23 protein-coding genes are annotated in these 25187 nt (G+C 71.8%); 13 read left to right on the forward strand and 10 right to left on the reverse strand.

The window, feature by feature from the left end:
* Positions 1–431: 431 nt before the first annotated feature.
* From ACFV6V_RS05615 to ACFV6V_RS05625, 3 genes are read right to left on the reverse strand one after another with little or no spacing between them, the layout of a single operon-like run.
* Positions 432–2090: a transporter gene (locus ACFV6V_RS05615; RefSeq protein ID WP_385559524.1), complete on the reverse strand. Its 1659-nt coding sequence runs from the start codon at positions 2088–2090 to the stop codon at positions 432–434.
* Complete coding sequence (locus tag ACFV6V_RS05620) at positions 2087–2920, reverse strand: ABC transporter ATP-binding protein (RefSeq protein ID WP_385559527.1); 834 nt, start codon at positions 2918–2920, stop codon at positions 2087–2089. Before ACFV6V_RS05620 ends, ACFV6V_RS05615 begins: the two co-directional genes overlap by 4 nt.
* Before the next feature lie 53 nt (positions 2921–2973).
* Positions 2974–3675 (reverse strand): bifunctional DNA primase/polymerase, encoded by a 702-nt coding sequence (locus tag ACFV6V_RS05625; protein WP_385559796.1) that lies wholly within the window; start codon positions 3673–3675, stop codon positions 2974–2976.
* A gap of 298 nt (positions 3676–3973) precedes the next feature.
* On the opposite strand from ACFV6V_RS05625, the gene ACFV6V_RS05630 reads away from it, so the two are divergent.
* Positions 3974–5359, forward strand: coding sequence for a transcriptional regulator (locus ACFV6V_RS05630; RefSeq protein ID WP_385559530.1), 1386 nt, complete (start codon positions 3974–3976; stop codon positions 5357–5359).
* A gap of 128 nt (positions 5360–5487) precedes the next feature.
* Positions 5488–6861 (forward strand): hypothetical protein, encoded by a 1374-nt coding sequence (locus tag ACFV6V_RS05635; RefSeq protein WP_385559533.1) that lies wholly within the window; start codon positions 5488–5490, stop codon positions 6859–6861.
* 39 nt (positions 6862–6900) lie between these two features.
* Here ACFV6V_RS05635 and ACFV6V_RS05640 read toward each other — a convergent pair whose 3' ends face one another.
* Positions 6901–8223, reverse strand: a complete 1323-nt coding sequence (locus ACFV6V_RS05640) for an ABC transporter substrate-binding protein (protein WP_385559536.1) — start codon at positions 8221–8223, stop codon at positions 6901–6903.
* A 204-nt stretch (positions 8224–8427) separates the two neighbouring features.
* On the opposite strand from ACFV6V_RS05640, the gene ACFV6V_RS05645 reads away from it, so the two are divergent.
* Together ACFV6V_RS05645 and purU are read left to right on the forward strand one after the other, a co-directional pair.
* The gene (locus ACFV6V_RS05645; protein WP_385559798.1) at positions 8428–8874 is read left to right on the forward strand and encodes a hypothetical protein; all 447 of its coding nucleotides are present in this window, start codon (positions 8428–8430) and stop codon (positions 8872–8874) included.
* 100 nt (positions 8875–8974) lie between these two features.
* Entirely contained in the window at positions 8975–9826 is an 852-nt protein-coding gene (gene purU / locus ACFV6V_RS05650) for a formyltetrahydrofolate deformylase (RefSeq protein ID WP_385559538.1), read from the forward strand.
* A gap of 44 nt (positions 9827–9870) precedes the next feature.
* Here purU and ACFV6V_RS05655 read toward each other — a convergent pair whose 3' ends face one another.
* Positions 9871–11136 (reverse strand): zf-HC2 domain-containing protein, encoded by a 1266-nt coding sequence (locus tag ACFV6V_RS05655; protein ID WP_385559541.1) that lies wholly within the window; start codon positions 11134–11136, stop codon positions 9871–9873.
* A complete protein-coding gene (locus tag ACFV6V_RS05660) occupies positions 11133–11738 on the reverse strand; it encodes a sigma-70 family RNA polymerase sigma factor (protein WP_385559544.1) in 606 nt (201 codons plus the stop codon). The genes ACFV6V_RS05655 and ACFV6V_RS05660 overlap by 4 nt, the downstream gene beginning before the upstream one ends.
* A gap of 278 nt (positions 11739–12016) precedes the next feature.
* Between ACFV6V_RS05660 and ACFV6V_RS05665 the strand changes: the two genes are divergently transcribed.
* Both ACFV6V_RS05665 and ACFV6V_RS05670 read left to right on the forward strand, forming a co-directional pair.
* Positions 12017–12364, forward strand: coding sequence for an STAS domain-containing protein (locus ACFV6V_RS05665; RefSeq protein WP_361279946.1), 348 nt, complete (start codon positions 12017–12019; stop codon positions 12362–12364).
* 104 nt (positions 12365–12468) lie between these two features.
* The gene (locus tag ACFV6V_RS05670; protein WP_385559547.1) at positions 12469–12981 is read left to right on the forward strand and encodes an EF-hand domain-containing protein; all 513 of its coding nucleotides are present in this window, start codon (positions 12469–12471) and stop codon (positions 12979–12981) included.
* A gap of 162 nt (positions 12982–13143) precedes the next feature.
* On the opposite strand, the gene ACFV6V_RS05675 is transcribed toward ACFV6V_RS05670, so the two are convergent.
* Entirely contained in the window at positions 13144–14658 is a 1515-nt protein-coding gene (locus ACFV6V_RS05675; RefSeq protein ID WP_385559550.1) for a class I adenylate-forming enzyme family protein, read from the reverse strand.
* 156 nt (positions 14659–14814) lie between these two features.
* Here ACFV6V_RS05675 and ACFV6V_RS05680 point away from each other — a divergent pair, with 156 nt between their 5' ends.
* From ACFV6V_RS05680 to ACFV6V_RS05690, 3 genes are all read left to right on the forward strand, one after another.
* Positions 14815–15948: an acyl-CoA dehydrogenase family protein gene (locus tag ACFV6V_RS05680; protein ID WP_385559553.1), complete on the forward strand. Its 1134-nt coding sequence runs from the start codon at positions 14815–14817 to the stop codon at positions 15946–15948.
* Between the two features lie 5 nt (positions 15949–15953).
* Positions 15954–16832: an acyl-CoA dehydrogenase family protein gene (locus tag ACFV6V_RS05685; protein WP_385559556.1), complete on the forward strand. Its 879-nt coding sequence runs from the start codon at positions 15954–15956 to the stop codon at positions 16830–16832.
* Between the two features lie 418 nt (positions 16833–17250).
* Entirely contained in the window at positions 17251–17763 is a 513-nt protein-coding gene (locus ACFV6V_RS05690) for an ATP-binding protein (protein WP_385559558.1), read from the forward strand.
* Between the two features lie 54 nt (positions 17764–17817).
* Here ACFV6V_RS05690 and ACFV6V_RS05695 read toward each other — a convergent pair whose 3' ends face one another.
* A complete protein-coding gene (locus ACFV6V_RS05695) occupies positions 17818–18753 on the reverse strand; it encodes a cyclase family protein (protein WP_385559561.1) in 936 nt (311 codons plus the stop codon).
* A 103-nt stretch (positions 18754–18856) separates the two neighbouring features.
* Here ACFV6V_RS05695 and ACFV6V_RS05700 point away from each other — a divergent pair, with 103 nt between their 5' ends.
* Genes ACFV6V_RS05700 through ACFV6V_RS05710 form a run of 3 tightly spaced genes read left to right on the forward strand, consistent with a single transcriptional unit; the run spans position 18857 to position 22002 of the window.
* Positions 18857–19762 carry an SDR family oxidoreductase gene (locus ACFV6V_RS05700; protein WP_385559564.1) on the forward strand — a complete coding sequence of 302 codons (906 nt, stop codon included), beginning with the start codon at positions 18857–18859 and terminating at the stop codon, positions 19760–19762.
* Between the two features lie 9 nt (positions 19763–19771).
* On the forward strand, positions 19772–20956 hold the full coding sequence (locus ACFV6V_RS05705; protein ID WP_385559567.1) for an acyl-CoA dehydrogenase family protein: 1185 nt from the start codon (positions 19772–19774) through the stop codon (positions 20954–20956).
* Positions 20953–22002 carry a Zn-dependent alcohol dehydrogenase gene (locus ACFV6V_RS05710; RefSeq protein WP_385559570.1) on the forward strand — a complete coding sequence of 350 codons (1050 nt, stop codon included), beginning with the start codon at positions 20953–20955 and terminating at the stop codon, positions 22000–22002. Before ACFV6V_RS05705 ends, ACFV6V_RS05710 begins: the two co-directional genes overlap by 4 nt.
* Before the next feature lie 66 nt (positions 22003–22068).
* Here the strand turns inward: ACFV6V_RS05710 and ACFV6V_RS05715 are convergent, their stop codons facing one another.
* Complete coding sequence (locus ACFV6V_RS05715; protein WP_385559573.1) at positions 22069–23082, reverse strand: GlxA family transcriptional regulator; 1014 nt, start codon at positions 23080–23082, stop codon at positions 22069–22071.
* 95 nt (positions 23083–23177) lie between these two features.
* On the opposite strand from ACFV6V_RS05715, the gene ACFV6V_RS05720 reads away from it, so the two are divergent.
* The gene (locus ACFV6V_RS05720) at positions 23178–24497 is read left to right on the forward strand and encodes an MFS transporter (RefSeq protein ID WP_385559575.1); all 1320 of its coding nucleotides are present in this window, start codon (positions 23178–23180) and stop codon (positions 24495–24497) included.
* Positions 24498–24547: 50 nt separating this feature from the next.
* Here the strand turns inward: ACFV6V_RS05720 and ACFV6V_RS05725 are convergent, their stop codons facing one another.
* Positions 24548–25147, reverse strand: coding sequence for a flavin reductase family protein (locus tag ACFV6V_RS05725; RefSeq protein ID WP_385559800.1), 600 nt, complete (start codon positions 25145–25147; stop codon positions 24548–24550).
* Positions 25148–25187 lie beyond the last annotated feature (40 nt).

Consider the following 25187-nt stretch of genomic DNA (forward strand, 5'->3'; position numbering starts at 1 on the left):
TGATGCGCACAGTGATCGCACATCGATGACCCGTTTCCGGCCGCATACGATCCGATTACTCAACCGAATGGTCGTTCGGGCAGCTCGGAAGGGGTGCGCGGGGAGGGTGAACGGCCGTCCGGTATCTGGACTGATTCAGGTGGTCCAATCGAAAGCAACCGTCTGACCTGCTACTTGGTGAAGGTGGTTCTCGAACGAGATTAACCCTCCCTGGGCCCGTTCGACCGGAAAGCGTCGGCCGCAGGCTCGTTCGACACGTGCCAAGGCGGACCCCCGAGGGGTCCGGTGATGCGCCGGTGTTCGCGGCTGCGGAGTCACGGGCTCATACACGCACATGGGCGGACCCGCGTGAACGCGGGTCCGCCCATGGATAGATGACGGGTGAAGTCTTCACATGGCGCCGCTCGCGCGGCACTTCACCCCATGGCGACTCAACCCTTGCTGACCGCCGCGAGGATCTCGGGCAGCCGCTCCGACGTCCGCGGTCCGGCCAGTCGCAGGCCGCCCCACGTCATGACCGCGCCGTATACGAGACCCAGCGGCAGCAGGATCCACAGCGCGGCCTCGGCGTCGGCCACGTTCAGCCAGATCGTGAGGGTGATCACCGGCGCGCACAGCAGTGCGGAGCCGAACATTCCGCCGACGATGGAGATCCAGGCGAGACCACCCTGTCCCGCGGCGACGTTCTTGTGCCCCTCCTGCGGAATCGAGTACGGGAACCGCGCGGAGGCCACCGCACCCGTCCCGATCATCGTGCCCAGCAGCGCCAGCGCGAGCCCCAGCGCCTCCGGCAGCGCCCGCCAGTTGTCCAGCACCGCTGCTGTCACCACTGTGACCAGGACGGTGTACGGGAGCGTGATCAGGAGCGATGCCAGCGCCCGGGCGCGCAGTTCGAGGTACGCGTCCCGAGGTGTCGAGATGGTCTGCGCGACCATCCAGAACGCGGAGTAGTCCTGCCCGAACTGGTTGTACATCTGCACGCCCAGCATGCCCGAGGCGAAACAGGCGAAGTAGATCGAACCCGTGCCCTGGAGGGCGTTGAACAGCGGCACGATCAAGCCAAGGGCCAACGACGTCACCCATGCCGCCTTGGTCTTCGGATCACGCCAGATGTAGCGCAGGGAGCGCTGCATCGCCGCGCCCGTACGGCCGCCCGGCAGCAGCCGCTGCAACCCAGCGGCGGACGAGGAACCCGGACGGCGGCTCGGCTCCGACGCCGCGGCGAGGGTGGAGCCGTCGGGGGCGGTCATCAGCCGGGTGAGGCTGTGCTGCCAGGCGTAGAGGAGCGCGAAGAGCGCGGCGGCGGACAGCGCGAGCTGCCCGAACGCCGTGCCGTACGCCCCGGTGCTCGCCGAGTCGACCGCACCGATCGCGGACGCGGGCGGAACCCAGCGCACCACATCGGCGACCGGGTCGAGCGCCGCGAGCCCGCCCGCCGTGCCGAGCCGCTGGGCACCGAAGTTGACGACCTGGATGCCGACCGCGATCACCAGACCGCTCAGCACCGCGAGGTCCCGGCCCTTGCGGGACGTGAGCAGCCGGGTGTTCGCCGCGGCGACGGCCCGTGCCAGGGCCACGCACACCAGGAGCGTCAGCGGTACGGCGACCACCGCCACCAGCACCGCCACCGCACCGTGCGCCAGCGCCAGCGCGCCGCCCAGCACCAGGCACAGCGTGAACAGCGGCCCGATCCCGACCAGCGAGGCGACCAGCAGGGCCCGCACCAGCGGAGCCGGGCGCAGCGGCAGCATCACCAGCCGGGTCGGGTCCAGCGTCTCGTCGCCACTCGGGAAGAACAGCGGCATGAACGTCCAGCCCAGCGCGAGCACGCCGATCAGCAGCACGACCAGCGAGCCCGCGTGCGCGTGGCCGCGCAGCAGGACCAACCCGACGAGCTGGCCGGCGGCGAAGAGCAGCGTCAGCACGGCCGACGAGATGAAGGCCGCCTTGCGGCCCGACGACTGCCGCAGCCCATTGGCGAGCAGCGTCAGTTTCAGCCGTACGAAGATCGAGGTCAGCGCGCCTGTCGCGGGAGCCGCCGCCGCACCGGCCGGGGCCGGGGTCGGGGCATCGAATACCGCAGCCGTCATCGCTTCTCGCCGCCGCCCAGCCAGTCCAGCGTCTGCCCGGAGTCGCGACCGTTCGCGCCCACCAGCTCGAGGAAAGCGCTCTGGAGCGACGGCGCGGAGCCCCGTACCTCCTCCAGCGTGCCCTGGGCCCGGATCCGGCCGGCCGCCATCACCGCGACCCAGTCGCAGAGCGACTCCACGAGCTCCATCACATGGCTGGAGAAGATCACGGTCGCCCCGGACGCCGTGTACCGCTCCAGCACCCCGCGGATCGTCTGCGCCGACACCGGGTCCACGCCCTCGAAGGGCTCGTCCAGGAACAGCACCTGCGGGTTGTGCAGCAGGGCCGCGGCCAGACCGATCTTCTTGCGCATACCGGTCGAGTAGTCGACCACCAGCTTGTGCTGCGAGTCCGACAGGTCCAGTACGTCGAGGAGCTGCGCCGCGCGCTTGTCGACCTCGTCGCCCGGCAGTCCGCGCAACCGCCCGGTGTAGGCGAGCAGCTCGTGCCCCGACAGCCGCTCGAAGAGCCGCAGCCCCTCGGGGAGCACCCCGATCCTGGCCTTGACCTCGACCGGATCGCGCCAGACATCATGGCCCGCGACCTCAATACGCCCCTGATCGGGGCGGAGCAGCCCGGTCACCATCGACAGCGTCGTGGTCTTGCCCGCGCCGTTCGGCCCGACCAGGCCGATGAACCTGCCGGCGGGCAGGACCAGATCGATCCCCGCCACCGCGGTCTGCTCACCGAACCGCTTCCACAGTCCCTCGACCCGCACCGCGGGCGGCGGCGCCGTGTCCGGCGCACCCCCGGTCGCCGATGCGGTGTGTGCTGACGCCTGGTCCGGCATCGCATCCCCCTTCATAGTCCCCGTGTCACTGCAAGGACCACCTTATGAGTGCGCTATGAGTGACGCGCCCTCCCCGCCGCGGCCTCCCGCCCGCACGCGTACACGAGCGGACTGAGCAGCTCATCGGCATCCGGCAGCCAGCGGTTGGCGACCGTGGGGCGCCGTACCCACTGCACCGCGCCCCGGCCACCGATCCTGGTCGGCGGGGCGGCGATGTAGCGGCCCTCACCGTGTGCCACCAGATCGATGGCGTCCGGTGCCCAGCCCAGCGTCCGTACCCGCTCGGGGACCCTGGCCGCCGTACCGGGCAGCACGAAGAACACCATCCGCCGGTCAGGGGTGCAGGTCACCGGGCCGAGTGTGAGGTCCATCCGCTCCATCCGGGCCAGCGCGAGGAAACCGGCCGACTCCGGGACGTCCAGGGCGTCGAAGGTCCGCCCGGTGGGAAGCAGGATCGAGGCCCTGGGCTGCCGCCCCCATGCCAGGCGCACGGAGGCGGCGCTGCCGGTCGCCTGGTCCACCCAGTCGGGCCGGGTCGCGTGCGCCCCCGGCGCGGCGCACACGGCCGCCCCGCACGAGCAGCGCTCCACGCCGTCGACGACCTGGAGCCAGGTGCCGGGGAACACGTCCCAGTGCCGCTCGTCCGCGTACCGCACGGCGCTGTCCAGCAGCTGCTCACCACGCTGCTGGGGGATAAGTCCCGCACCCGGTGTGCGAACCGGTGCACCGGGGGATCGGCCGGCCGGCTCTTCGATGATCTCGTCGGTCTCTTCGGTCTTGTTCACGATCCGCTCAACTCCCGTTGCCAGTACGGGTTACGGGCGCGCGCAGCCGGGAGCACGGCGCATCGATCCTGCGATTGGGGCGCACGGAAGCATGGACGGGGGCGCGCGTGCGGGCGAGGCCCGGTGGAGGGGTAGCCCCTTGTGCTGTAGCGGCATTCACCCGTAATCGTCCGAGCTCATCGGCATTCTCCGGATTGGCACCGGGAAGCGATCAATGGGAGATCGCTCGCTGGGCGGTCCGGTACGTCCGGTACAGGGGGTTGTTGTCATGGCAGCGAGGCCACTTGTCGCCCGCCAGCCCAACGAACGGCTGCAAGCGCTCATCCAGGAGGCCGGGTGCTCGAACGCCGGGCTCGCCCGCAGGGTCAACATGGTGGGGACGGAGCGCGGACTGGATCTGCGGTACGACAAGACATCCGTGGCGCGCTGGCTGCGCGGGCAGCAGCCGCGCGGCCGGGCACCCGGGATCATCGCGGAGGCGCTGGGCCGCAAGCTCGGCCGCACGGTCACGATCGACGAGATCGGCATGGCCAACGGCAAGAACCTGGCATCGGGTGTGGGGCTCCAGTTCGCCCCGACCGTGCTCGGCGCCATCGAGCAGGTGTGTGAGCTGTGGCGCAGTGATGTGGGCCGCCGGGACTTCCTGTCCGGCTCCACGGTCGCGGCCTCGGCGCTCGTGGAGCCCAGCCGCGACTGGCTGATCACGGGCGCGGACGCCCTGGTGGAGCGGACGGCGGGGTCCCGGGTGGGCGCCTCGGACGTCGAGGCCGTGGAGGCCATGACGGAGGCACTCAAGACGCTGGACCACCGCTTCGGGGCCGGGCATGTGCGTCCCGTCCTGGTCCACTACCTCAACAGCGTGGTGTCCGGGCTGCTTTCGGGCTCGTACCGCGAGCCGGTCGGCCGGAGGCTGTTCGCGGCCGCGGCCCGGCTCACCGAGCTGGCCGGGTACATGGCCGTGGACACCGGCCAGCCCGGGCTCGCCCAGCGCTACTACATCCAGGCACTGCGGCTGGCCCAGGCGGCCGGAGACCGGGCCTACGGCGGGTATGTGCTGGCCGCTTCGATGAGCCATCTCGCGGCCCAGCTCGGGAACCCGCGGGAGATCGCCCAGCTGGCCAGGGCCGCTCAGGAGGGCTCGCGCGGACAGGTGACGCCGCGGGCCGAGGCCATGTTCTACGCGGCCGAGGCGCGCGGGCACGCACTCCTCGGTGACGCCCGCGCCTGCCACGAGGTCGCGGGCAAGGCGCTGACGGCGCTGGACCTGGCAGATCCGGCATCCGGTGACGATCCCGCGTGGATCATGCATTTCGACCAGGCCTATCTGGCGGACGAGCTGGCCCACTGCCACCGCGACCTGGGTCAGGCGGACGCGGCGGCCCGCCGCGCCGCCGACTCCCTCGACGGGCACCCCGAGTCCCGCGCACGTCGCCGGGCCATCGGTCTGGTGCTGCTTGCGACGGCCCAGGTCCAGCAGCGCGAGGTGGAGGCCGCCTGCCACACGGGCACCCGGGCGGTGGAGCTGCTCGGCACTCTGCGTTCCAGCCGGGGCGTGGAGTATCTGGAGGACCTCACCCGCCGGCTCGAACCGTTCGCGGACGAACCGGCGGTACGGGAGTTCGGAGCGAGGATGCAGCTCCAGACCGCGTCGTAACGGCATCAGCGCCGTAACCAGCGTCGCGCGGCGTCTTCTTGTTACGGGGACCACACGTGTGTGCGGATGCCTTCGTACACCCGGTAGCGTGGGCCGACGGTTCCGTAGGCCCACGTGTAGGAGTCCTGGTGACGCGAAGCGGACAGGGTGACGAGACGCAGCACCCCGGCGCTCCCGGCGCCCCCGGCGCTGCGCGGCCCGCGTACGAAGGTGTCGTGCTGCCCGCAGACAGCAACGAGCCCTGGATACCGGGGGTCAGCGGGGAGCAGGTCGCCCCGGCCGGAGGCGCGCCCTGGGGTGCGCCGTGGGGCCCCGCGCAAGGGCAGTCCCAGCCGCAGCCCCAGTCGCCGCAGTACGGTGGCGACGCGGCCGCGACCCAGTACATCCCGCCTGTACCGGGCGGCGCGGACGCCGCGGCCACCCAGTACATCCCGCCTGTACCGGGCGGCGCGGACGCCGCGGCCACCCAGTACATCCCGCCCGTCCAGGCCACCCCTTCAGTCCCGCGGACCGCGGGGCCGCTCCCCCCTGAGGCTCCCGTCGAGTCGACGCAGTTCCTCGGGCTGCGGCCCCCCGCGGCGGGCGGCGGTGACGCCGAGGCCACGCAGTACCTGCCGCCCGTACCCCAGCAGCAGACCCCGCCCCAGGCCGCCGGTGCCCCGTACGGGGTGCGCCCCGGTGCCCCCGCCGATCCGCAGCCGCCCGCGGGCTTCGAGAACCTCTTCCGGAGCGACTCGCCTCAGCAGCAGATGCCGCGCCCCACGACGGAGCCGCAGCGGCACCCCTTGTACGCCGCCGCCCCGCAGCATCCGTACCCGGCAGGTCCCTCTGGTCCTGCCGGCCCCTCCGACTACGACGAGCCGCAGGGCCGCCGCCCCTCCCGCCTTCCGCTGATCGCCGCGGTCGTCGTGGGCTGCGCCGTGGTCGGCCTCGGCGTCAGCGCCGTGATGTTCGGCGGGGACGACAAGGACGCCGACTCGGCGCCGGTCGCCGCCGCGAGCACACCGGCAGCCCCGACCAAGGGCGCGGCCGCGCCCGCGGACGACCCGGCGAAGGCCCAGGCCGAGGAGCTGGACAAGCTGCTCGCGGACAGCAACAACAGCCGTGCCTCGGTGATCCGCTCGGTCGAGTCCATCAAGGGCTGCGACAACCTCGACCAGGCGGCCAGGGACCTCCGTGCCGCCGCCGATCAGCGCCGCAGCCTGGTGACCCGGCTGAAGGGCGTGGAGGTCGACAAGCTCCAGAACCACGAGCAGCTCACCAAGTCCCTCACCACGGCCTGGGAGGCCTCCGCCTCGGCGGACGACCACTACGCGGAGTGGGCGGGCCAGGTCGACGGCAAGAAGGGCTGCCGCGGCGGAAAGGCCCGCCAGACGAAGGACGCGGCGCAGGGAAACCGGGCGAGCGGCGAGGCGAGCAAGGCGAAGCGCGAGGCATCGGGCCTGTGGAACGCCATCGCCACGAAGTACGGCCTCACGCAGCGCGAGGCCACGCAGCTCTGAGGCCGCGTGGGCCCGGTACGCCGCGAAACCCGCCCGCCCCTACACCGTAGGCGCGTTCCGCATGGTCGAGGTGACGTCCACGAACCCTGGTTTCTGGGCGATCAGGCGCCCCTCCCGTACCACCTGAAACGTCACGCTCCGGTTCACCACCCGCGGGAGCCCCTGCACCCCGAGCATGTCCTCGAAGCGCCAGCGGAGGTCAGGGGTGAGGCCCCCGGTGTCGGTGGTCACGCCGGTGTCGAGGGCGTGGGCGATGGCGCCCGGGGTGATCTCGGGCCGGGCGAGGGACTCGATGACCTTCCGCAGCACGGTGTAGGCGATCCACGTCGTCTGCACCCCCGCGTCCGCCGCGTCGATCCGGTCGTCCCCGAAGGCGTGTTCGCGGATCACCTCACGCATCGTCCCCCAGCGCTCGTCCCCGGAGTCCGGGTACCAGCCGGTCATGAGGGCACCCTCGAAGGGCCCGTCCGCGCCGCCCGTGCGGTCGATCAGGGGCTGGTCGACGGAGCTGAGCACGGAGGAGATCCGGACCCCGGAGCTGTCCCCGTCGCCTGCGTCGCCTCCGTTGTTCTCGTCGCTCTCGTCGCGCACGCGCCGGAACGAGTCGAAGAAGGTCTCCGTGCGCTCGCCGAGGACGGCGGTCACACAACCTCGCTTGCCGCCCGCGCCGTCGAGCGCCTCCTCGGCCTGCCGCTCGTACTCGGACGAGTCCTCGGCGGCCTTGATGTCGGCCGACGGCTGCCGCTTGCCCTGGGACAGGCCCGCGTTGAGCAGCGCGGGCAGCCCGTCGCCGAGGATGGTGTCGGGCCGCACCAGCGAGACCTTCCGGCAGTTGGCCGCGAGCTGTCGCCCGTTGCCGGCGAGCAGCGCGGCCACGCCGCCGTTGATGGGGTAGGAGAGGTAGCTGGTGAACTCCTCGTCGGAGATCCCGAAGCCGCCGATATAGGGGATGCCCGCGGCTTCGAGCGGCCCCATGAACGCGCGGCCGTTCTGGCTGTAGGAGCCGACCACCGCGACCGCGCCCTCCTGCGCGGCGCGGCGGGCGCAGGTGGCGGCGCCCGCCGCCGTGTTGCGCTCGTTGCAGGTGAGCACCCGCAGCTCGTGGCCGTCGATCCCGCCGCGCGCGTTGACGTACTTGGCGTAGGCCTGTGCCATCGCGGGCATCCCCGGCATGTTTGTGGCCTTCGTCTCCTCGGGCGCGAAGGTCATCACGGTCAGAGGCTCCCTGGAGCCGTCCGAGGTGCCCGGGAGCACACCGCACCCGGTGAGTGTGAGTGACGCCCCGGTCACCGCCATGGACAGGGCGAGTGCCACGGAGGTCCTGCGGTGACGGGGTGTGAAGGTACGGCGCCATCCGGTCATGCCGCCTCACACTTCCGCCTCGTGGGTAACGCCGAAGTGTGCGGACTTCAACGGTGAGTGACCGCGGGGTGAATTCCAGGGGGCCGGGGGTGCCGGAATGTGCGGGTCGTACCATCGGGGAGGCTCGCAAGGACCGGGCTAAGGACCGGGCTCCCGAGGTGAACGTCAATGAACTCTTCCCGTCGCGGCCGTCGCTCCTCCACCATGGGCGACATGCCGCTCAATGACATGCCCTGGTGGCGCTGGCGCAGCAATGTGCGCTCGGCGCTGCACATGCTTTCCGATCCCACCTTCCATCAGGACGTCTGGCTGGCCGGCCACGAGGGCTACGGAGACGTCACCGACGCCGTCTACCGGCTGGTCGAGGACACCTGGCTGGACAACTGGTCCGCCGAGAAGTACGTCGGGACGATCTTCCGGGACTCCGGGGAGGCGGCCCTCGTCGACGTGGCCGTGCTGCGGGTGCTGAGGATCATGCACCAGGTGGGTGCGGACGCCGCGGTGTCCGTGTACGTGGAGCACCACGGCTGGCCGGAGGCGGTGCGGGCCGCGCGCGAGGCGCACATCCGGCTCGCGACCAACGACGGGGAGGACCCGGACACGCCCCCGCACACCCTGGAAGTGCTGCGAATCATGACACGGTCCGCCTGAGGCCTTCCGCCCGGCGCGGGGGCCTGACGGGTCCGTGTGACGCGGTCCGTCTGACGGACACGGCACCGTCGGAGCCCGTGCGGTGTGGCACCCTACGAGAATGACCGACCAGTACGTCCTGACGCTCTCCTGCCCGGACAAAAAGGGCATCGTGCACGCCGTCTCCAGCTATCTCTTCATCACCGGCTGCAACATCGAGGACAGCCAGCAGTTCGGAGACCGGGACACGGGTCTGTTCTTCATGCGGGTCCACTTCGCGGCTGAGGTGCCGGTGACGGTGGAGAAGCTGCGGGCCAGCTTCGCCGCCGTGGGGGACTCGTTCCAGATGGACTGGCAGATCCACCGCGCGGACGAGCGCATGCGGGTGGTGCTGATGGTCAGCAAGTTCGGCCACTGCCTGAACGATCTGCTCTTCCGGTCCAGGATCGGCGCGCTGCCGGTCGACATCGCGGCCGTCGTCTCCAACCACACCGACTTCGCCGAGCTCGTGGCCTCGTACGACATCCCCTTCCGCCACATCCCCGTGACCAGGGACACCAAGGCGGCGGCGGAGGCCGAGCTGCTCGAGCTGGTGCGGTCCGAGGGAGTGGAGCTGGTCGTGCTCGCCCGCTATATGCAGGTGCTGTCCGACGATCTGTGCAAGCAGCTGAGCGGCCGGATCATCAACATCCACCACTCCTTCCTGCCGAGCTTCAAGGGCGCCAAGCCCTACCACCAGGCGCATGAGCGGGGCGTCAAGCTGATCGGGGCGACCGCCCACTATGTGACCGCCGATCTGGACGAGGGCCCGATCATCGAGCAGGAGGTCGAACGGGTCGGCCACGAGGTGACACCGGAGCAGCTGGTGGCCATCGGGCGCGATGTGGAGTGCCAGGCACTGGCGCGCGCGGTCAAGTGGCACGGAGAGCACCGCATCCTGCTCAACGGCCGACGCACGGTGGTTTTCGCCTAGGTCCAGTCCGGACAGGACCCCACAGGCCCGAACACCCCGGCTGCTCAGAGCCGGGACAGCGACGCCGCCGCGAACAGCACGTCCTGGATCGCCTCGCGGTCCCCGTCCTGGCCCACCGCGGCCTCCGCGGGCGGCACATGCCCCGCGACCAGCTGGCAGAACTCGACCGCGTCCAGGGCGATCTGGGCCACGGACTGGTCCGGGTCGCCGATGGCGGCCGGGGAGTCCAGCGGGATGTGCCAGTGGCCGCCACCCGCACCCTCGACCTCCAGGTGCAGGGAACGGCCGGGGGAGCCCGCCGTGACCAGGTGGCGGGCGGGCCCGGCGAGTCCCGCGCGGCGGCGGGCGGCGAGCGCGGCCGGGAGCTGGCGTGCCGCGAGCTCGATCATGTGGTGCAGATGCGGCCCGCTGGGCGGGTCGTACGGGTAGTCGACGGCGTGCGCGATGTCGTCGGCGTGCACCCAGCACTCGAAGGCCCGGTCGAGCAGCGCGTCGCGCAGCGGCAGTGCGAAGTCCCCGTACGGGACGGACAGCTCGGCGACCCCGCGGCCGGCGAACGACACCGTCCGGACCAGTGTGTGGGCCTGGTCACGCCAGGGCGCGCGGATCGTCCGGGTGACGGGGCTCCGCGCGGAGCGCCAGAAGCGCTCGGTGCGTTCGGCCGGGGAGTACGGCGGCGGTGCCGCGTCCGCCGCGAGCGGGGTCAGCGGGTCGTCGAGACCCAGCGCCGAAGCCACCAGACCGTCCACGGACATCAGATGGCCGATCACCCCGGCGACCGTGGTCCTGCGGCTCACCTGCTCCCTGCCGTCGAACCAGCGCAGCCGCAGCGGGGTGTGCCAGTCCGCGTCCCCGAAGTCGCGCAGCAGCGCGTCGAGGCGCGCGGTCTCCGCGTCGTACGGGGACGCCCAGGCGGGCACCGGGATCCGTGCGGGGCGGCGGCCCAGGCAGTTCTCCAGCACCCGGGAGCGCAGCAGCGGATCCAGGTCCAGCTCCCCGTCGTTGTGCAGCAGCCCGACCGCGTCGCGCAGCCGTACTGCCTCGTCCGCGCAGGGCGCGCATTCGGTGAGGTGCTCCTCGACCGCCGCGGTCTCCTCCGCTGAGCAGGCCGCCAGCGCCCAGGCACCGAGCAGCGACTTGAGCACGCCGTGCGGCAGCCGGGGCGCGCTCACCCGGCTCACCGGGTCCGGCAGGACCGCCGGCGGATCGAGGTCGTCGCCCGCCGCCCGCGGTCCCGGAATGCGCGGTGCCGCGCCCGGGCCGTCATCGGGCCCGCCAGGGCCCCGGCCTCCGCCGAGCGGGCCGGTCACCGCGTACGTCCGTAACCGCGCGGTGGACCGGGCGGTGACGAGCCTCCGACGAGCGGGCGGGTGTGCGCCGTGGACAGCAGTTGCAGCCCCAGCCGCAGCCGGCGCCGGGCCTCGTCCGCCGTGATGTCGAGGTCGGATGCCGTCTGCCGGTAGTCCCTGCGCTTGTGGTACGCCAGATCCAGTGCCGCCCGCAGGGAGGCGGGCATCGACGTCACGATGTAGTCGGCCCGGGCGGCGACCGACGCGCGGCGCACCTTCTCCTCGAGCTCCTCCAACTCCTCGGCGGAGCCGCCGCCGTTCGCGGCCTGGGTCGCGGCCTCGTGCTGCCGCAGCCGGTGCACGGCCTGCCTGTGGGTGAGTCTGGCCACCCAGGAGCGCATGGAGCCCTGCTTGGGGTCGTAGGCGTCGGGGTTCTCCCACACATAGCCGAAGACCTCGCGGGTGATCTGGTCCGCGGCCTCGGTGTCGTCCAGCACCCGGTGGGCCAGGTTGTGCACGAGCGAGGCGAACCGGTCGTACAGCTCACCGAGCGCGGCTGCCTCGCCCCGCGCCAGCCGCTGCTGCATCTTGCGGTCCCAGCGCGGTGGTGTGTCCTTTGCCATCCGGCGCCCCCAAACCTCCGCAGTTCCTGGCATTCCCCGGTTTGCTACTCGTGAGTCGTCTTCGCTGCTTCGAATGTAGTGGGCCGCACCTGAGGACCACGCGTCTTTGCGGCAAGTCCGCCCGTGCGGGTTTGACCTTGCGGTGACTGGGAAGCGGCGCCTGGAAGACGAACCTCCGGATCGCGGGGTGTGTGATGGTCGAGGTCGAGGTCGAGGAAGTTGAAGGAAGCGCGGTAAGCGCAGGAAGCGCCGGAAGCGCATCACCGGGCCCTTGGACCGTGCTGCGGATAGAAGGTGAGCTCGACCTGGTCAGTTCACCGGTGGTCCGTCGCCATGTGCACGACGCTGTGGCCAGGGGCCGTCGCGATGTGGTGCTGGACCTGTCCGGGGTGGTGTTCTGTGACTCCAGCGGGGTCGGTGTGCTGATCGCGGCCCGCCGTCTGATCCGCTCCTGCCGCGGCAGACTCCGGCTGATCCTCCCGGCCGGAGGCGTGGCCGGTGTCACAGCGGCCGAGGGAGCGCATGTGAACAGGGTGCTTGCGGCACTCGGCGTGCGCCGGCTCTTCGATGTGTACGAAAGCGCCGTGGCGGCGGTCGACGACGAGGCGGAACCGCTCTCCGCCTAGGCCAGGTCACGGCGTCGGTCAGCACTGTCTCCGTATTGTCCCAGCATCGCCGCAGGTCGACGGAACGGGAGCGGGACCGGCCCGGAACGTCGTAGTCTCGCCGCATGGACAGCGCAGAGTACGAGCGGAAGGTTGCCCACCGGTTCGCCGAGTTCGACCAGGACGGCAACGGCTACATCGACCGGGCGGACTTCAACCAGGCGGCCAAGGCGATCCTCGCCGAGTTCGGCACGACGGCACGCTCGGACAGGGGACAGGCACTCTATTCGGGCGCGGAGGCGTTCTGGCAGGGCATGGCGGGCATCGCCGATGTCGACGGAGACCAGCGGGTCACCCGTGAGGAGTTCATCACCGGCGCGGTGAAGCGGCTCCGCGACAACCCGCACCGCTTCGCCGAGATCGCCCGGCCCTTCCTCCACGCCCTGATCGCGATCGCCGACGAGGACGGCGCGGGTGTCACCCCGGCCAGCGCCGAGCGGGTGCTCCGCGTACTCGGCGTGGAGCAGGAGCGGGGCGCCCTGGTGGCCACCGCGCTGGACGCGGACGGCGACGGCAGGATCAGCGAGGAGCAGATCCTGGAGGCGTTCGCCGCGTATTACGTCACTCCCGAGCCGTAGGCGGTCGCGGGGCGAGACCCCGCCCAGTTCCCGGATCGGACCGGTCTGGGACCGGTTCCGGACCGAGCAGCCGGCGAAGCCCCGCCGTCCCCCGACGGGGCATTCGGGCGGGGTGGCCGCCGCCGGGTGCGGGACGGCCCACCCGGCGGAGCAGGGGACGGGTCAGGCCCCGCTCCCGCCGAAGCGTTCGCGGAGCCGGTACTTCAGCACCTTCCGCAGCGTCTCGTTGCGCGGCAGCGCGGCCACCACCTCCAGTTGCTCCGGCAGCTTGTGCACGGACAGCCCCGCCCCGCGCAGATACGCCGTGACCTCGGCGAGTGTCAGTGGCGTCGCTCCCTCGGGCTGTTCGATCACCGCGCAGACCCGCTCGCCGCGTTCGGGGTCGGGGAGCCCGATCACCGCCGTGTCTCCGACGCCCGGGTGTTCGTGGAGCAGGTCCTCGATCTCCTTGGCGGAGATGTTCTCGCCCTTGCGGATGATCACGTCCTTGAGGCGGCCGGTGAGCACAAGATGCCCCGACTCGGTGAGGTGGCCGAGGTCACCGGTCCGCAGGAAGCCGTCCGTGTCGAACACCGCCGCGGTCTGCGCCGGGTCCAGATAGCCCTGGCAGACGGCCTCTCCGCGCAGGCGCACCTCTCCGTCGACGATCCGTATCTCCATGCCCTCGGGAGGTCTGCCCTCCGTGGTGGCCAGTTGCTCGGCGCTGTCGTCCGGGGCTCCCATGGTGATCATCGGTACCTCGGTCATCCCGTAGCCGTGGGTCAGCTGGGCTCCCATCTCGCGGACCACGGAGTGGTACAGCTCGGGCGGTTTGGGTGCGCCGCCGCCCGCCAGCAGACGGAGGGTCGGGATGAGCGGCTCGCCCGGCTGCTTGCGCTGCTCGGTCAGGAACATCGAGTAGAACGCGGTGGAGCCGCCGGCCGTCGTGACCCCGTGCTTGCGATAGGTCTCCAGGGCGTCCGGCAGCGCGAACTGCTCGAAGAGGACGGCGGGGAAGCCGTACAGCAGCTGCATCACCAGGTAGTCGGCCCCGCCGATGTGCGCGAAGGGGAAGGCGATCGAGCCGACGTCATGCGCGGTCAGCCGCAGTGCGTGGGCCAGGCAGGAGCCACCGGCGATCAGTGAGCGGTCGGTGTGCAGCACGCCCTTGGGGTCCGACGTGGTCCCGGAGGTCCAGTAGATCCAGCGGACATCCGTGCCGTCGGCGGGCGGCGGGGGCAGTGCGGAGGGGTCGCCGTCCGGGAGCGAGCCCGGGTCGTACACCTCGATGACTCCGCGCGCGCCGAGCCGCCGGGCCATCTCCGTGTGGTCGAAGCCGCGCCACTCGCCCGGCACGGCGAAGAAGTCGGCCTTCGCGGCGTTGAGCGCGAAGCCCACCTCCCGGTCCCGGTAGAAGGGGATGACGGGGGACTGTACGGCGCCGATGCGGGCGAGTGCCCCGGTCAGCAGCACGGTCTCGATCCGGGTGGGCAGTTGCCAGGCGACGACCGTGCCCGGACGTATGCCGAGGGCGTGCAGTCCGGCCGCCACCCGCTCGCAGCCGTCCCGCAGTTCGCCGAAGAGCATCCTCCGGTCGTCCTGGATCAGCACCGGGTGGTCCGGGGTGAGCGCGGCGCGGCGGTCGATCAGCTCCCAGAGGGTGCGGGAGGCGCTCAGGGCGTGTGCGGTCTCGTTCATGTCCGTCCCCTCCGGGCACAGGCAGCTGACGAATAGTCAGATGGTGTGCAGAGCGTAGGGCCGCTCGCCCGGCCGGTCCAGCCTTGCCGGCCCCGGAGGTGCGCGGCTAGCCTGCTGCTTCAGCTATCTGACGATGTGTCAAATAGGAGGCCCGCGATGGACCTGGCGTACACGGAGGAGGAAGAGGCGTTCAGGGCAGGGCTGCGCGAGTGGCTGTCCGTGGCGCTGCCGAAGCTGCCGCCGAAGCCCGTGCCCGGCGACTGGCCCGCGCGGCGGGCCCACGACACCGGCTGGCAGCGCGCGCTCCACGACGCCGGCTACGGGGACGTCCACTGGGGCGCGTCGCCGACCCGGCGGCTGATCTTCCTCGAGGAGACGGAGAAGGCCGGAGCGCCCTACGTCGGCGCCAACTTCGTCGGGCTGCTGCATGCCGGACCGACCATCGCCGCCGAGGGCACGCCCGCGCAGCGGGAGCGCTGGCTGCCGCCGATCCTGCGCGGCGACGAGATCTGGTGCCAGGGCTTCAGCGAACCGGGCGCGGGCTCCGACCTCGCCGCGCTGCGCACCCGGGCGGTACGGGACGGCGACTGCTATGTGGTGACCGGGTCCAAGATCTGGACCTCGCACGCCGAGGTCGCCGACTGGTGCGAACTGCTCGTCCGCACCGACCCCGAGGCCCCGAAGCACCGGGGGATCAGCTGGCTGGCCATGCCGATGGACGCACCCGGCATCACCGTGCGCCCGCTGCGTACCCTCGCCGGATCCACGGAGTTCGCCGAGGTCTTCCTGGACGACGTACGGGTGCCGGTGGACCACAGGATCGGCGAGGAGAACGACGGCTGGCGGGTCACCATGGTCACCCTGTCCTTCGAGCGGGGAACCGCATTCGTCGGCGAGGTCGTCGCCTGCCGCCGCACCCTCGGCGAACTGGCCCGCACCGCCCGCGAGAACGGCCGCTGGGACGACCCCGTGCTGCGGCGCAGGCTGGGGCGGCTGGCGGCGGAGTTCACCGCGCTGTGGCGGCTGATCCAGTGGAACGTCAGCGAGGCGGAGCGCGGCGGAGGCATACCGGGACCGGGCGGCTCCGTCTTCAAGCTCCACTATTCGCACGCCCGCCAGGAGCTGTACGACGCGGCTGCCGAGGTACTCGGGCCCGACGCGCTCGACGCCTCCCACGAGTGGACCCTCGACCGGCTGTCCGCGCTGTCGTACACCATCGCCGCCGGCACCTCGCAGATCCAGCAGAACATCGTCGCCGAGCGGATACTCGGCCTGCCGAAGGGGGCCTGAGCGGCGTGCGCTTCCAACTCAGCGATGACCAGCGAGCCTTGCGCAGAGGGGTGCGGGAGCTCTTGGAGGCGCGCTTCGACCGGGCCGCCCTCCGTGCCGCCGTGGACGAACCCGGCCTGGACCGGGCGCTGTGGCGGGAGCTCGGGGATGCGGGCTTCTTCGCGCTGCGGCTGCCCGAGGCCGACGGCGGGGTGGGACTCGGACTCCCGGAGGCGGTGCTCGTCTTCGAGGAGGCCGGACGGGTGCTTCTGCCGGGCCCGCTGGTCGCGACCCATCTCGCGGCAGGTGCGGTGCCCGGAGCCGCCACCGGCGAGTCCGTGGTGACCATGGCGGACGGCGCGCTGGTGAGCTGGCTGGACGGGGCGGACGCGGTGCTGGGGGACGTGGCAGGTGCCGTACGCGTACGGTCCGTCGATCCGCTGACGCCCCTGCACCGGCTGCCCGGCAGCGGCGTGCACGCCGCACATGAAGTGGCGCGTACCGATGACGCGGTACTGCTCACCGCGGCCGAGCAGCTCGGCTCGGCCCTCCGCACCACCGAGCTCGCGACGCGCTATGCCGCGGAGCGGGAGCAGTTCGGCAGGCCCATCGGTAGCTTCCAGGCGGTCAAACACCTCTGCGCGCAGATGTTCGTGCGCGCAGAGCTCGCCCGCGCCGCCGTCTACGCCGCCGCGGTCACCGCCGACCCCGCCGAGATCGCCGGTGCCAAGCTGCTCGCCGACGATGCCGCGGTGCGCGGAGCCCGTGCATGCCTCCAGGTGCACGGCGGCATGGGCTTCACCTGGGAAGCCGATGTCCATCTGCATCTCAAGCGCGCCTGGGTGCGCGCCCGGCTCTGGCAGACGGCGGACCGCGCGGAGGAGTTGCTGGCGTCGGCGCTGTGACACGCCACATGTGTCCGACCTGCCTCCAACGCAGCGCAAAGCGTCACTGAGCGTGGCTGTCGAGGGCGCCGATATCGGGTTGTGTCCTTCGGCGGACTCGTCACGGGCCGCAGTCGCCTCGCCCTCCGGTACGCTCCGTGGGGTGCGAGATGCGTGCTGCCACGGGGCAGGGGCCCCGAACCTCCGGCCGGACACCCGCGTGGCCGCCGGGCTCGAACGCGCCGCTCGCACAGGGTGTTCGACTATCCGCAGCGTGCGTCGCACAGTATGCACTACGCATACTCCTTCGCGCTGGAATATGCCCGAAGCGCTTGTTGCGGTGACTGTACGTCAACCATGCTGTCACGCAAGGAAATCACGTTCCGTGACAGCTTTCAGGCGCGAGGCGTTGTGTCCGCCGGTTCGGATGGTGTGAGCGGTGCAGGTGCTTCTGGTTCAGATGGAGGTCGGCCCCGATCCCGCGGAGGTCGGGCGGGCCCGCAGATGGGCGAGGTCGCGGCTCGCCGGATCCGGGATAAGGGACGACGAGCCGGTCGCGGAGACGCTGGTGCTGCTGATCTCCGAGCTGGTCACCAACGCCGTGGTGCACACCGGCTGCCCCGCCGTGCTGCGCATGCTCTTCGGGGCGGGCGAGACGGCGGCGGGCACGGTGCGGGTGGAGGTCGCCGACACGAGCGCCTGCCCGCCGAGCCCGCGGCGCGCGGAGCGCGAGGACACCAACGGCCGCGGCCTCGAACTCGTCGACGGGCTCGCCGACCGCTGGGGCTGGCAGCCGGAGGGCGCGGGAAAGAGCATCTGGTGCGAGGTCGACCGGTGTGTGGTGCCGCCCGCGCAGCCCGCCGCACCGGGGCCACTCGCCGGGGCTGCCGTGCCTGCGGCGTCCGCCGCGCCGGTCGCTTCGGCGGCGACCGCGCCCGTGGTCCCGGCCTGAGGCGTGCGACGCCTTTCGCTCACCGGGCGGGCCGAAGCGAGGCGCCGCCACCGGTCAGAGCACCGCCACCGGCGCCACCGGCGTACCCGTGCCCCCGACGAACGGCTCAGGGGTCGCCGACAGCAGGAAGGTGTAACGGCCTTCCTGCGCGCAGGCCGCCGACAGTTCCTCCAGGTTCCAGTTCTGGCCCTGGAGCATGCCCATCTCCACCAGGTCCAGGGCGTGCACGGGTAGCCACAGGTCCTCGATCTCGGGCGGGAAGATCTCGAAGGTCAGCGTGTCGTTCGCGACGGCGGCGACATCGCGAGCGTGGAACCACTCCGGCGTACGCACCGAGAGGCCCGGTGACGGATAGGCGTAGGCGTGCTTGTCCCCGGCCAGGAACACCTGCATCTGCCCGGTCCGTACGAGCACCACATCGCCGGACCGCACCCGCACCCGGCCGAAGTCCTCCGCCTCGGCGAGGTCTTCAGGGGTCACGGCATGGTCGCCGGGCAGCCGATCGAGGCCCTTGGCGCGGGCCACGTCGAGCAGCACCCCACGGGTGATCAGCGTCCGCACCGTGTCGATGCCGCTGAAGCGGGCCCCGGCGTGGGCGGTGATGGTGTCGGCCGGGCGGCCGTTGTAGATCCGCCCCGAGTGCGAGACATGGGTGAGGGCGTCCCAGTGGGTCGCCGCCTGGAGCCCCATGGTCACGGCGTCGTCGCTGGTGGCGACCGTGCCCGGGCCGAACAGCTCCTGGTTGATCTGGACCATGGTGTGCAGCGGGTTCACCCGGCCCGGGATCATCCCCGTCTGCACCCCGTCCTGCTGGAGGGGCAGGGCCAGGGGTACCCGGTGGCCGCTGCGGACTTCGGCGACGGCCGCGCGTACCACCTCGTCCGTGATCAGGTTCAGCGTCCCGATCTCGTCGTCGGCGCCCCAGCGCCCCCAGTTGCTGATCCGTTTGGCGATGTCGTGGAACTCCTGAGGCAGGGCTGGCTCGGGCATGGGCGGTCCTCCTGAGGTCCAGTGGCTCCCGGGTCTTGTGTTCGGGTGTCCGGCGGCCCATAAAATCTAACGGTCCGTCAGAAATCGCGGGAAGGGGCCGGACATGGGGAACTTCTTGGCAGGCAGGACGATCGCCGTGACGGGCGCCGGGCGGGGTATCGGGCGAGCCGTCGCCCTCGCCTGCGCCGCCGAGGGAGCACGGGTCGTCGTCAACGACTACGGGGTCTCGATCGAGGGCGGCGCCCCCACGTCCGAGGTCGCCGAGGCCGTGGTCAAGGAGATCGAGGCGGCGGGGGGCCGTGCCGTGGCGGTCGCCGACGACATCGCCACCATGGCGGGCGGACAGCGCCTCGTCGACACGGCACTGGCGGAGTTCGGGCGTATCGACGGGGTGGTCTGCGTCGCCGGGATCCTGCGCGAGCGGATGCTGTTCAACATGTCCGAGGAGGAATGGGACCCGGTCGTCGCTACCCACCTCAAAGGCACCTTCACCGTCTTCCGCGCCGCGTCCGCCGTGATGCGCAAGCAGGGCGGTGGCACGCTCATCGGCTTCACCAGCGGCAACCACCAGGGCTCGGTGGCTCAGGCCAACTACTCGGCCGCCAAGGGCGGGATCATCTCCCTCGTACGCAGCGCGGCTCTCGGCCTGCACAAGTACGGGGTCACGGCGAACGCGGTCGCCCCCGTCGCCCGCACCCGCATGTCGGCCAACGTCCCCATGGAGCTGAAGGAGATCGGCGAGCCCGAGGACGTCGCGGCGCTCGTCGTGTATCTGCTCTCCGACCGGGCCCGGGACATCACCGGGCAGGTCTACACGATCGCCGGCCCCAAGATCGCCGTATGGGCGCAGCCGCGTGAGCTGCGGGCCGGATACGCCGAAGGCCCTTGGACCCCCGAGAAGATCGCGGACTTCCTGCCGGGGACCGTCGGCACCGACCCGATGCCGATGCTGGCGCAGCTGGAGGCCATGGCGAAGGCGGCGGCGTCCGGCGACCGCCCCAACACCTAGGGAGCGGTCGTGGACTTCGCGTTCGGAGCGGATGACGAGGCATTCCGGGACGAGGCCCGCCTGTGGCTGGCCGACCATCTCACCGGTCCGTACCGCGCAGCCGGGGGAGGACCCGGACGGGAGCACGAGGACATGGCGGCGCGGCTCGCCTGGGAGCGCGAGCTGGGACGCCACGGCTGGATCGGGCTCGGCTGGGAGACGGCCGACCACGGCAACCGGCGCGCCACACTGACCCAGCAGGTCGTCTGGGCCGAGGAGTACGCCCGTGCCCGGGCACCCGGCCGCCTCGGGCACATCGGCGAGAACCTGCTCGCACCCACCCTGATCGCGTACGGCGACAAGGAGCAGCAAGCCCGCTATCTGCCCGGCATCGCACGCGGCGAAGCGCTGTGGTGCCAGGGCTACAGCGAACCGGGCGCGGGCTCGGACCTGGCTTCGGTCCGTACCACCGCCGTTCGGGACGGCGATGGCCATCGCGTCAGCGGCCAGAAGATCTGGACCTCACTCGCCAAGGACGCCCACTGGTGCTTCGTCCTGGCCCGAACCGAACCCGGCTCGGCCCGCCATCACGGCCTCTCGTTCCTGCTGGTGCCGATGGACCAGCCGGGCCGCGTCGACGTACGGCCCATCCGGCAGATGTCCGGCACCAGCGAGTTCAACGAGGTCTTCTTCGACGGCGCTCTCGCCGTGGACGTGGTCGGCGGCGAGGGCAACGGCTGGCAGGTCGCGATGGGACTCCTCGCCCTCGAACGCGGCGTGTCCACCCTCGTCCAGCAGATCGGATTCGAGGAGGAACTGCGCCGGGTGATCGCCCTGGCCGTGGACAGCGGATCGGTGGACGGCCAGGACGAGGATCCGGTGCTGCGCGAACGGCTCGTACGGCAGTGGGCCGAGCTGCGCACCATGCGCTGGAACGCCCTGCGCACCCTGGGCACCCGGGACGATCCCGGCGCCCCGAGCGTCGCCAAACTGCTGTGGGGCGGCTGGCACCAGCGGCTCGGCGAACTCGCCGTACGGGTGCGCGGCGCAGCGTCCGCGTCCGGTCCCGGCGCCTGGACTCCCGCCTACGAACTCGACGAACAGCAGCGGCTGTTCCTCTTCACCCGCGCCGACACCATCTACGGCGGCTCGGACGAGATCCAGCGCAACATCATCGCCGAGCGGGTGCTCGGCCTACCCAGGGAGCTGCGGTGAGAGGTGTCGTCTTCGACGGCCGGCGGGCAGAGGTGGCCGACGATCTGGAGATAAGGGAACCAGGCCCCGGCGAGGTGCTGGTCGCCATCGCGGCGGCCGGGCTGTGCCACAGCGATCTGTCCGTGATCGACGGCACGATCCCCTTCCCCGCCCCCGTCGTCCTCGGCCACGAGGGCGCGGGCACCGTGGAGGCGGTCGGTGCCGGCGTCACCCATGTCGTGCCCGGCGACCATGTGGCCCTGTCCACGCTGGCCAACTGCGGGGCCTGCGCGGCCTGCGACCAGGGACGGCCGACGATGTGCCGCAGCTCCATCGGCAGGCCCGACCGCCCTTTCAGCCGCGGCGGCCGGCCGCTGTACCAGTTCGCGGCCAACTCGGCCTTCGCGGAACGCACCGTCGTGCGGGCCGTCCAGGCCGTGAGGATCCCCGCGGGCATCCCGCTCACCTCGGCCGCGGTCATCGGCTGCGGTGTGCTCACCGGTGTCGGAGCCGTACTCAACCGGGCGAAGGTCGGCATCGGTGACACCGTCGTCGTCATCGGCACCGGAGGCATCGGCCTCAACGTGCTCCAGGGCGCCCGGATCGCGGGTGCGCTCACGGTGGTCGCCGTGGACACCAACCCGGCGAAGGAGAAGACGGCCCGCCTCTTCGGCGCGACCCACTTCCTCACCTCGGTGGACGGGGTGCGGGAGATCCTCCCCGACGGCGCCCGGCATGTCTTCGAGTGCGTCGGCCGCACGGCGCTGGTCCGCCAGGCGATCGAGCTGCTCGACCGCGGCGGGCAGGCGGTGCTGCTGGGGATGCCGGCGCCGACGGCGGAGGCGACGTTCCTGCCCGCGTCGATGTTCCTGGACAAGGCGATCCTGGGCTGCCGTTACGGATCCTCCCGGCCGCAGCACGACATCGCGCTGTACGCCGCGCTGTACGAGGAGGGGCGGCTGCTGCTCGACGAGCTGGTGACGCGTACGTATCCGGTGGAGGACTTCGCGGCGGCGGTGGAGGACGCCGAGCAGGGGCGGGTGGCGCGCGGCGTGCTCACCTTCTGAGCGCGCCGGGTGCACTGCGCACTCCGGGTACCGGGCGCTCCGGGTGTTCCAGGTGCGGGGGACCGCTCAGGCCGTGGCGGTGTCGCGGAACGTACGCCGGTAGACCGTCGGAGACACCCCGAGCGCGCTCAGCAGGTGCTGGCGCATCGACTGGGCCGTACCGAAGCCGGCGTCCCTCGCCACATGGTCCATCGGCAGATCCGTGCTCTCCAGCAGCTGCCGGGCGCGCTGCACGCGCTGCTGGGTGAGCCACTGCCCGGGGCTGACGCCGACCTCCTCGCGGAAGCGGCGGGTGAAGGTGCGTACCGACATCGACTCCTGTCCGGCCAGGTCCCGCAGCTGGATCGGCTCATGGAGCCGGTCGAGCGCCCAGGCCCGCGCGGCCGAGGTGGTGGCGAGCTGGGGCTCGGGCACCGGGCGCTGGATGTACTGCGCCTGGCCGCCGTCGCGATGCGGCGGTACGACCGTACGGCGGGCCACGTCGTTGGCGACCGCCGCCCCGTGGTCGCGGCGCACGATGTGCAGGCACAGGTCGATGCCCGCCGCCACACCGGCGGAGGTGAGGACATCGCCGTCGTCGATGAAGAGCACGTCCGCGTCGACCTCGATGGCGGGGAACATGCGCTGGAAGTGCTCGGCGTGCGACCAGTGCGTGGTGGCGCGGCGGCCGTCCAGGAAGCCCGCGGCGGCGAGGACGTAGCCCCCGGTGCAGATCGAGACCAGCCGGGTGCCGGGCCGCAGATGGCCGAGGGCCGCGGCCAGCCCGGGGGTGAGCCTTCCTTCCTCGAACACCGGGCCCAGCTCGTACGACGCGGGTATGACGACCGTGTCCGCGGTGGCGAGCGCCTCGGGGCCCTGGCCGACGAGGACGGCGAAGTCCGCGTCGGTCTGTACCGGCCCCGGCGGCCGGATCGAGCAGGTGACGACCTCGTACAGCTTCCGCCCGCCGGGGCCGGCGGCGCGGCCGAAGATCCGCTGGGGGATGCCCAGCTCGAAGGGGATGCAGCCGTCGAGCGCGAGGACGACGACGCGGTGTTGTCGCGGCTGTCCTTGTCGTCGTGGCTGCCGGGCGGAGGTCATGGGCCCGATGTTACCCGGGCGACTGGCCCGATCCCATCGAATGCTGTCCTTCGGGCCACTCGATGGGAGTCTCCGCTGCTCGGATGCTTGGTGGCGTGACCCAGACAAGCAATCTCTCCGCAGCCCCGGACGCCTCCGGCCGGACCACGGCGCCCCGGACCCCGCGGATCCACCGTGCCTGGTTCGTCGCCGCCGTGGCGTTTGTGACGATCATCGGAGCGGCGGCCTTCCGTTCCCTGCCCGGCCTGCTGCTGGATCCGCTGCACCAGGAGTTCGGCTGGTCACGCGGCACGATCGGGCTCGCGGTCTCCGTCAACCTCGCGCTGTACGGGCTGACCGCGCCGTTCGCCGCCGCGCTGATGGACCGGTACGGCATCCGCAAGGTCGTCGCCGCCGCGCTCACCGTCATCGCCGTCGGATCGGGCCTCACGGTGTGGATGACGGCGGCCTGGCAGCTGCTGCTGTGCTGGGGCCTGCTGGTGGGGCTCGGCACCGGCTCGATGGCGCTGGCGTTCGCCGCGACGGTCACCAACCGATGGTTCACCGAGCGGCGTGGTCTGGTCACCGGCATCCTCACGGCGGCCGCTGCCTCCGGGCAGCTCGTCTTCCTGCCGCTGCTCTCCTGGATCGTGCAGGAACACCACTGGCGCCCGGCCGCCGTCACGGTCGCCGTGTCCGCCCTCGCGGTGGTCCCGTTCGTCTGGCTGCTGCTGCGGGACCACCCCGCGGACGTCGGCCTTCCGCCGTACGGCGCCAAGGAGTTCGTCCCCAAGCCCGCCCCGGTGCCGGGTGCCGCCCGCCGCACGCTGGGTGTGCTGTTCTCGGCCGTCCGCACCGGCCCCTTCTGGCTGCTGGCGGGTACGTTCGCGATCTGCGGCGCATCGACGAGCGGTCTCGTCCAGACCCACTTCGTGCCCGCGTCCCACGACCACGGCATGCCCATCACGGCGGCGGCGTCGCTGCTCGCGGTGATCGGGGTCTTCGACATCCTCGGCACGATCGCCTCGGGCTGGTTCACGGACCGCTACGACGCCCGCCGGCTGCTGGCGGTCTACTACGCCCTGCGCGGCCTGTCCCTGCTGTTCCTGCCGATGCTGCTGGCTCCGTCGGTGCACCCGCCGATGGTGTTCTTCATCGTCTTCTACGGTCTCGACTGGGTGGCGACGGTCCCGCCGACGCTCGCCCTGTGCCGCGAGCACTACGGGGACGACTCGGCGATCGTCTTCGGCTGGGTGCTGGCCTCCCACCAGGTCGGTGCGGCGGTCGTCGCCTTCGCGGGCGGGGTGGCCCGGGACGTGTTCGGCTCGTACGACGTGGTCTGGTTCGCCTCGGGCGCGCTGTGCGCGGCTGCGGCGCTGATGTCCCTGGTGATCAGGAGGCGCCCCGCTCCGTCGTCGCTGGTGACGGCGGCGTGAGGGCCCGGACCCGGAGCACTCGCACGCCGGGAGCGCAGGCCCGGCGTGGCCTATGCCAGGAACCGTCCGAACCGCCCCTGGTGGAACAGCAGCGGCTCCCCGTCCGGCTCGGCGCCCAGCGCCTCCACCCGTCCCACCACGATCAGATGGTCGCCGCCCGTGTGCACGGCCCGGATCGTGCAGTCGATCCAGGCCGGTACGCGGTCCAGCCGTGGTGACCCCGTCACCGGCGACGGGCGGTGGCCGACCCCGGCGAACTTGTCGGCGCCGCTCACCGCGAACGCCCGGCACAGCTCGCCCTGGTGCGCGCCGAGTACGTTGACGCAGAACGCCCCGGCGCGGGCGATGCGCGGCCAGCTCGTGGAGGTACGGGCCACCATGAAGGCGACCAGGGGCGGGTCGAGCGACAGTGACGCGAAGGACTGGCAGGCGAACCCCGCGGGTCCCCCGCCCTCGGCGTCGTGCGCCGTGACGACGGTGACCCCGCTCGCGAAATGACCGAGCACGCGCCGGAACTCGCCCGGGTCGACCGGAAGCCGCTCGTCCTCGCCGACGGCCCTGAGGTCGGGGCGGGGCAGGGCGACATACGGCTCGGCGGCGGCCGTGGGGGCGCCGGTGGACCTGAGGTAGCGGACGGCGGTGGCCGCCATCGCTGCGTGACCCATCACAGGGTCCATTGAAGCTGACGAA

The sequence above is a fragment of the Streptomyces sp. NPDC059828 genome (genome assembly GCF_042731955.1).
GTDB lineage: Bacteria > Actinomycetota > Actinomycetes > Streptomycetales > Streptomycetaceae > Streptomyces.

Excerpts from the sequence above, each read along its gene's own strand:
- ACFV6V_RS05615 (WP_385559524.1), bottom strand. The coding sequence starts at position 2,090 with ATGACGGCTGCGGTATTCGATGCCCCGACCCCGGCCCCGGCCGGTGCG.
- ACFV6V_RS05620 (WP_385559527.1), bottom strand. The coding sequence starts at position 2,920 with ATGCCGGACCAGGCGTCAGCACACACCGCATCGGCGACCGGGGGTGCG.
- ACFV6V_RS05630 (WP_385559530.1), top strand. The coding sequence starts at position 3,974 with ATGGCAGCGAGGCCACTTGTCGCCCGCCAGCCCAACGAACGGCTGCAA.
- ACFV6V_RS05640 (WP_385559536.1), bottom strand. The coding sequence starts at position 8,223 with ATGACCGGATGGCGCCGTACCTTCACACCCCGTCACCGCAGGACCTCC.
- ACFV6V_RS05645 (WP_385559798.1), top strand. The coding sequence starts at position 8,428 with ATGGGCGACATGCCGCTCAATGACATGCCCTGGTGGCGCTGGCGCAGC.
- purU (WP_385559538.1), top strand. The coding sequence starts at position 8,975 with ATGACCGACCAGTACGTCCTGACGCTCTCCTGCCCGGACAAAAAGGGC.
- ACFV6V_RS05660 (WP_385559544.1), bottom strand. The coding sequence starts at position 11,738 with ATGGCAAAGGACACACCACCGCGCTGGGACCGCAAGATGCAGCAGCGG.
- ACFV6V_RS05670 (WP_385559547.1), top strand. The coding sequence starts at position 12,469 with ATGGACAGCGCAGAGTACGAGCGGAAGGTTGCCCACCGGTTCGCCGAG.
- ACFV6V_RS05675 (WP_385559550.1), bottom strand. The coding sequence starts at position 14,658 with ATGAACGAGACCGCACACGCCCTGAGCGCCTCCCGCACCCTCTGGGAG.
- ACFV6V_RS05680 (WP_385559553.1), top strand. The coding sequence starts at position 14,815 with ATGGACCTGGCGTACACGGAGGAGGAAGAGGCGTTCAGGGCAGGGCTG.
- ACFV6V_RS05695 (WP_385559561.1), bottom strand. The coding sequence starts at position 18,753 with ATGCCCGAGCCAGCCCTGCCTCAGGAGTTCCACGACATCGCCAAACGG.
- ACFV6V_RS05700 (WP_385559564.1), top strand. The coding sequence starts at position 18,857 with ATGGGGAACTTCTTGGCAGGCAGGACGATCGCCGTGACGGGCGCCGGG.
- ACFV6V_RS05715 (WP_385559573.1), bottom strand. The coding sequence starts at position 23,082 with ATGACCTCCGCCCGGCAGCCACGACGACAAGGACAGCCGCGACAACAC.
- ACFV6V_RS05725 (WP_385559800.1), bottom strand. The coding sequence starts at position 25,147 with ATGGCGGCCACCGCCGTCCGCTACCTCAGGTCCACCGGCGCCCCCACG.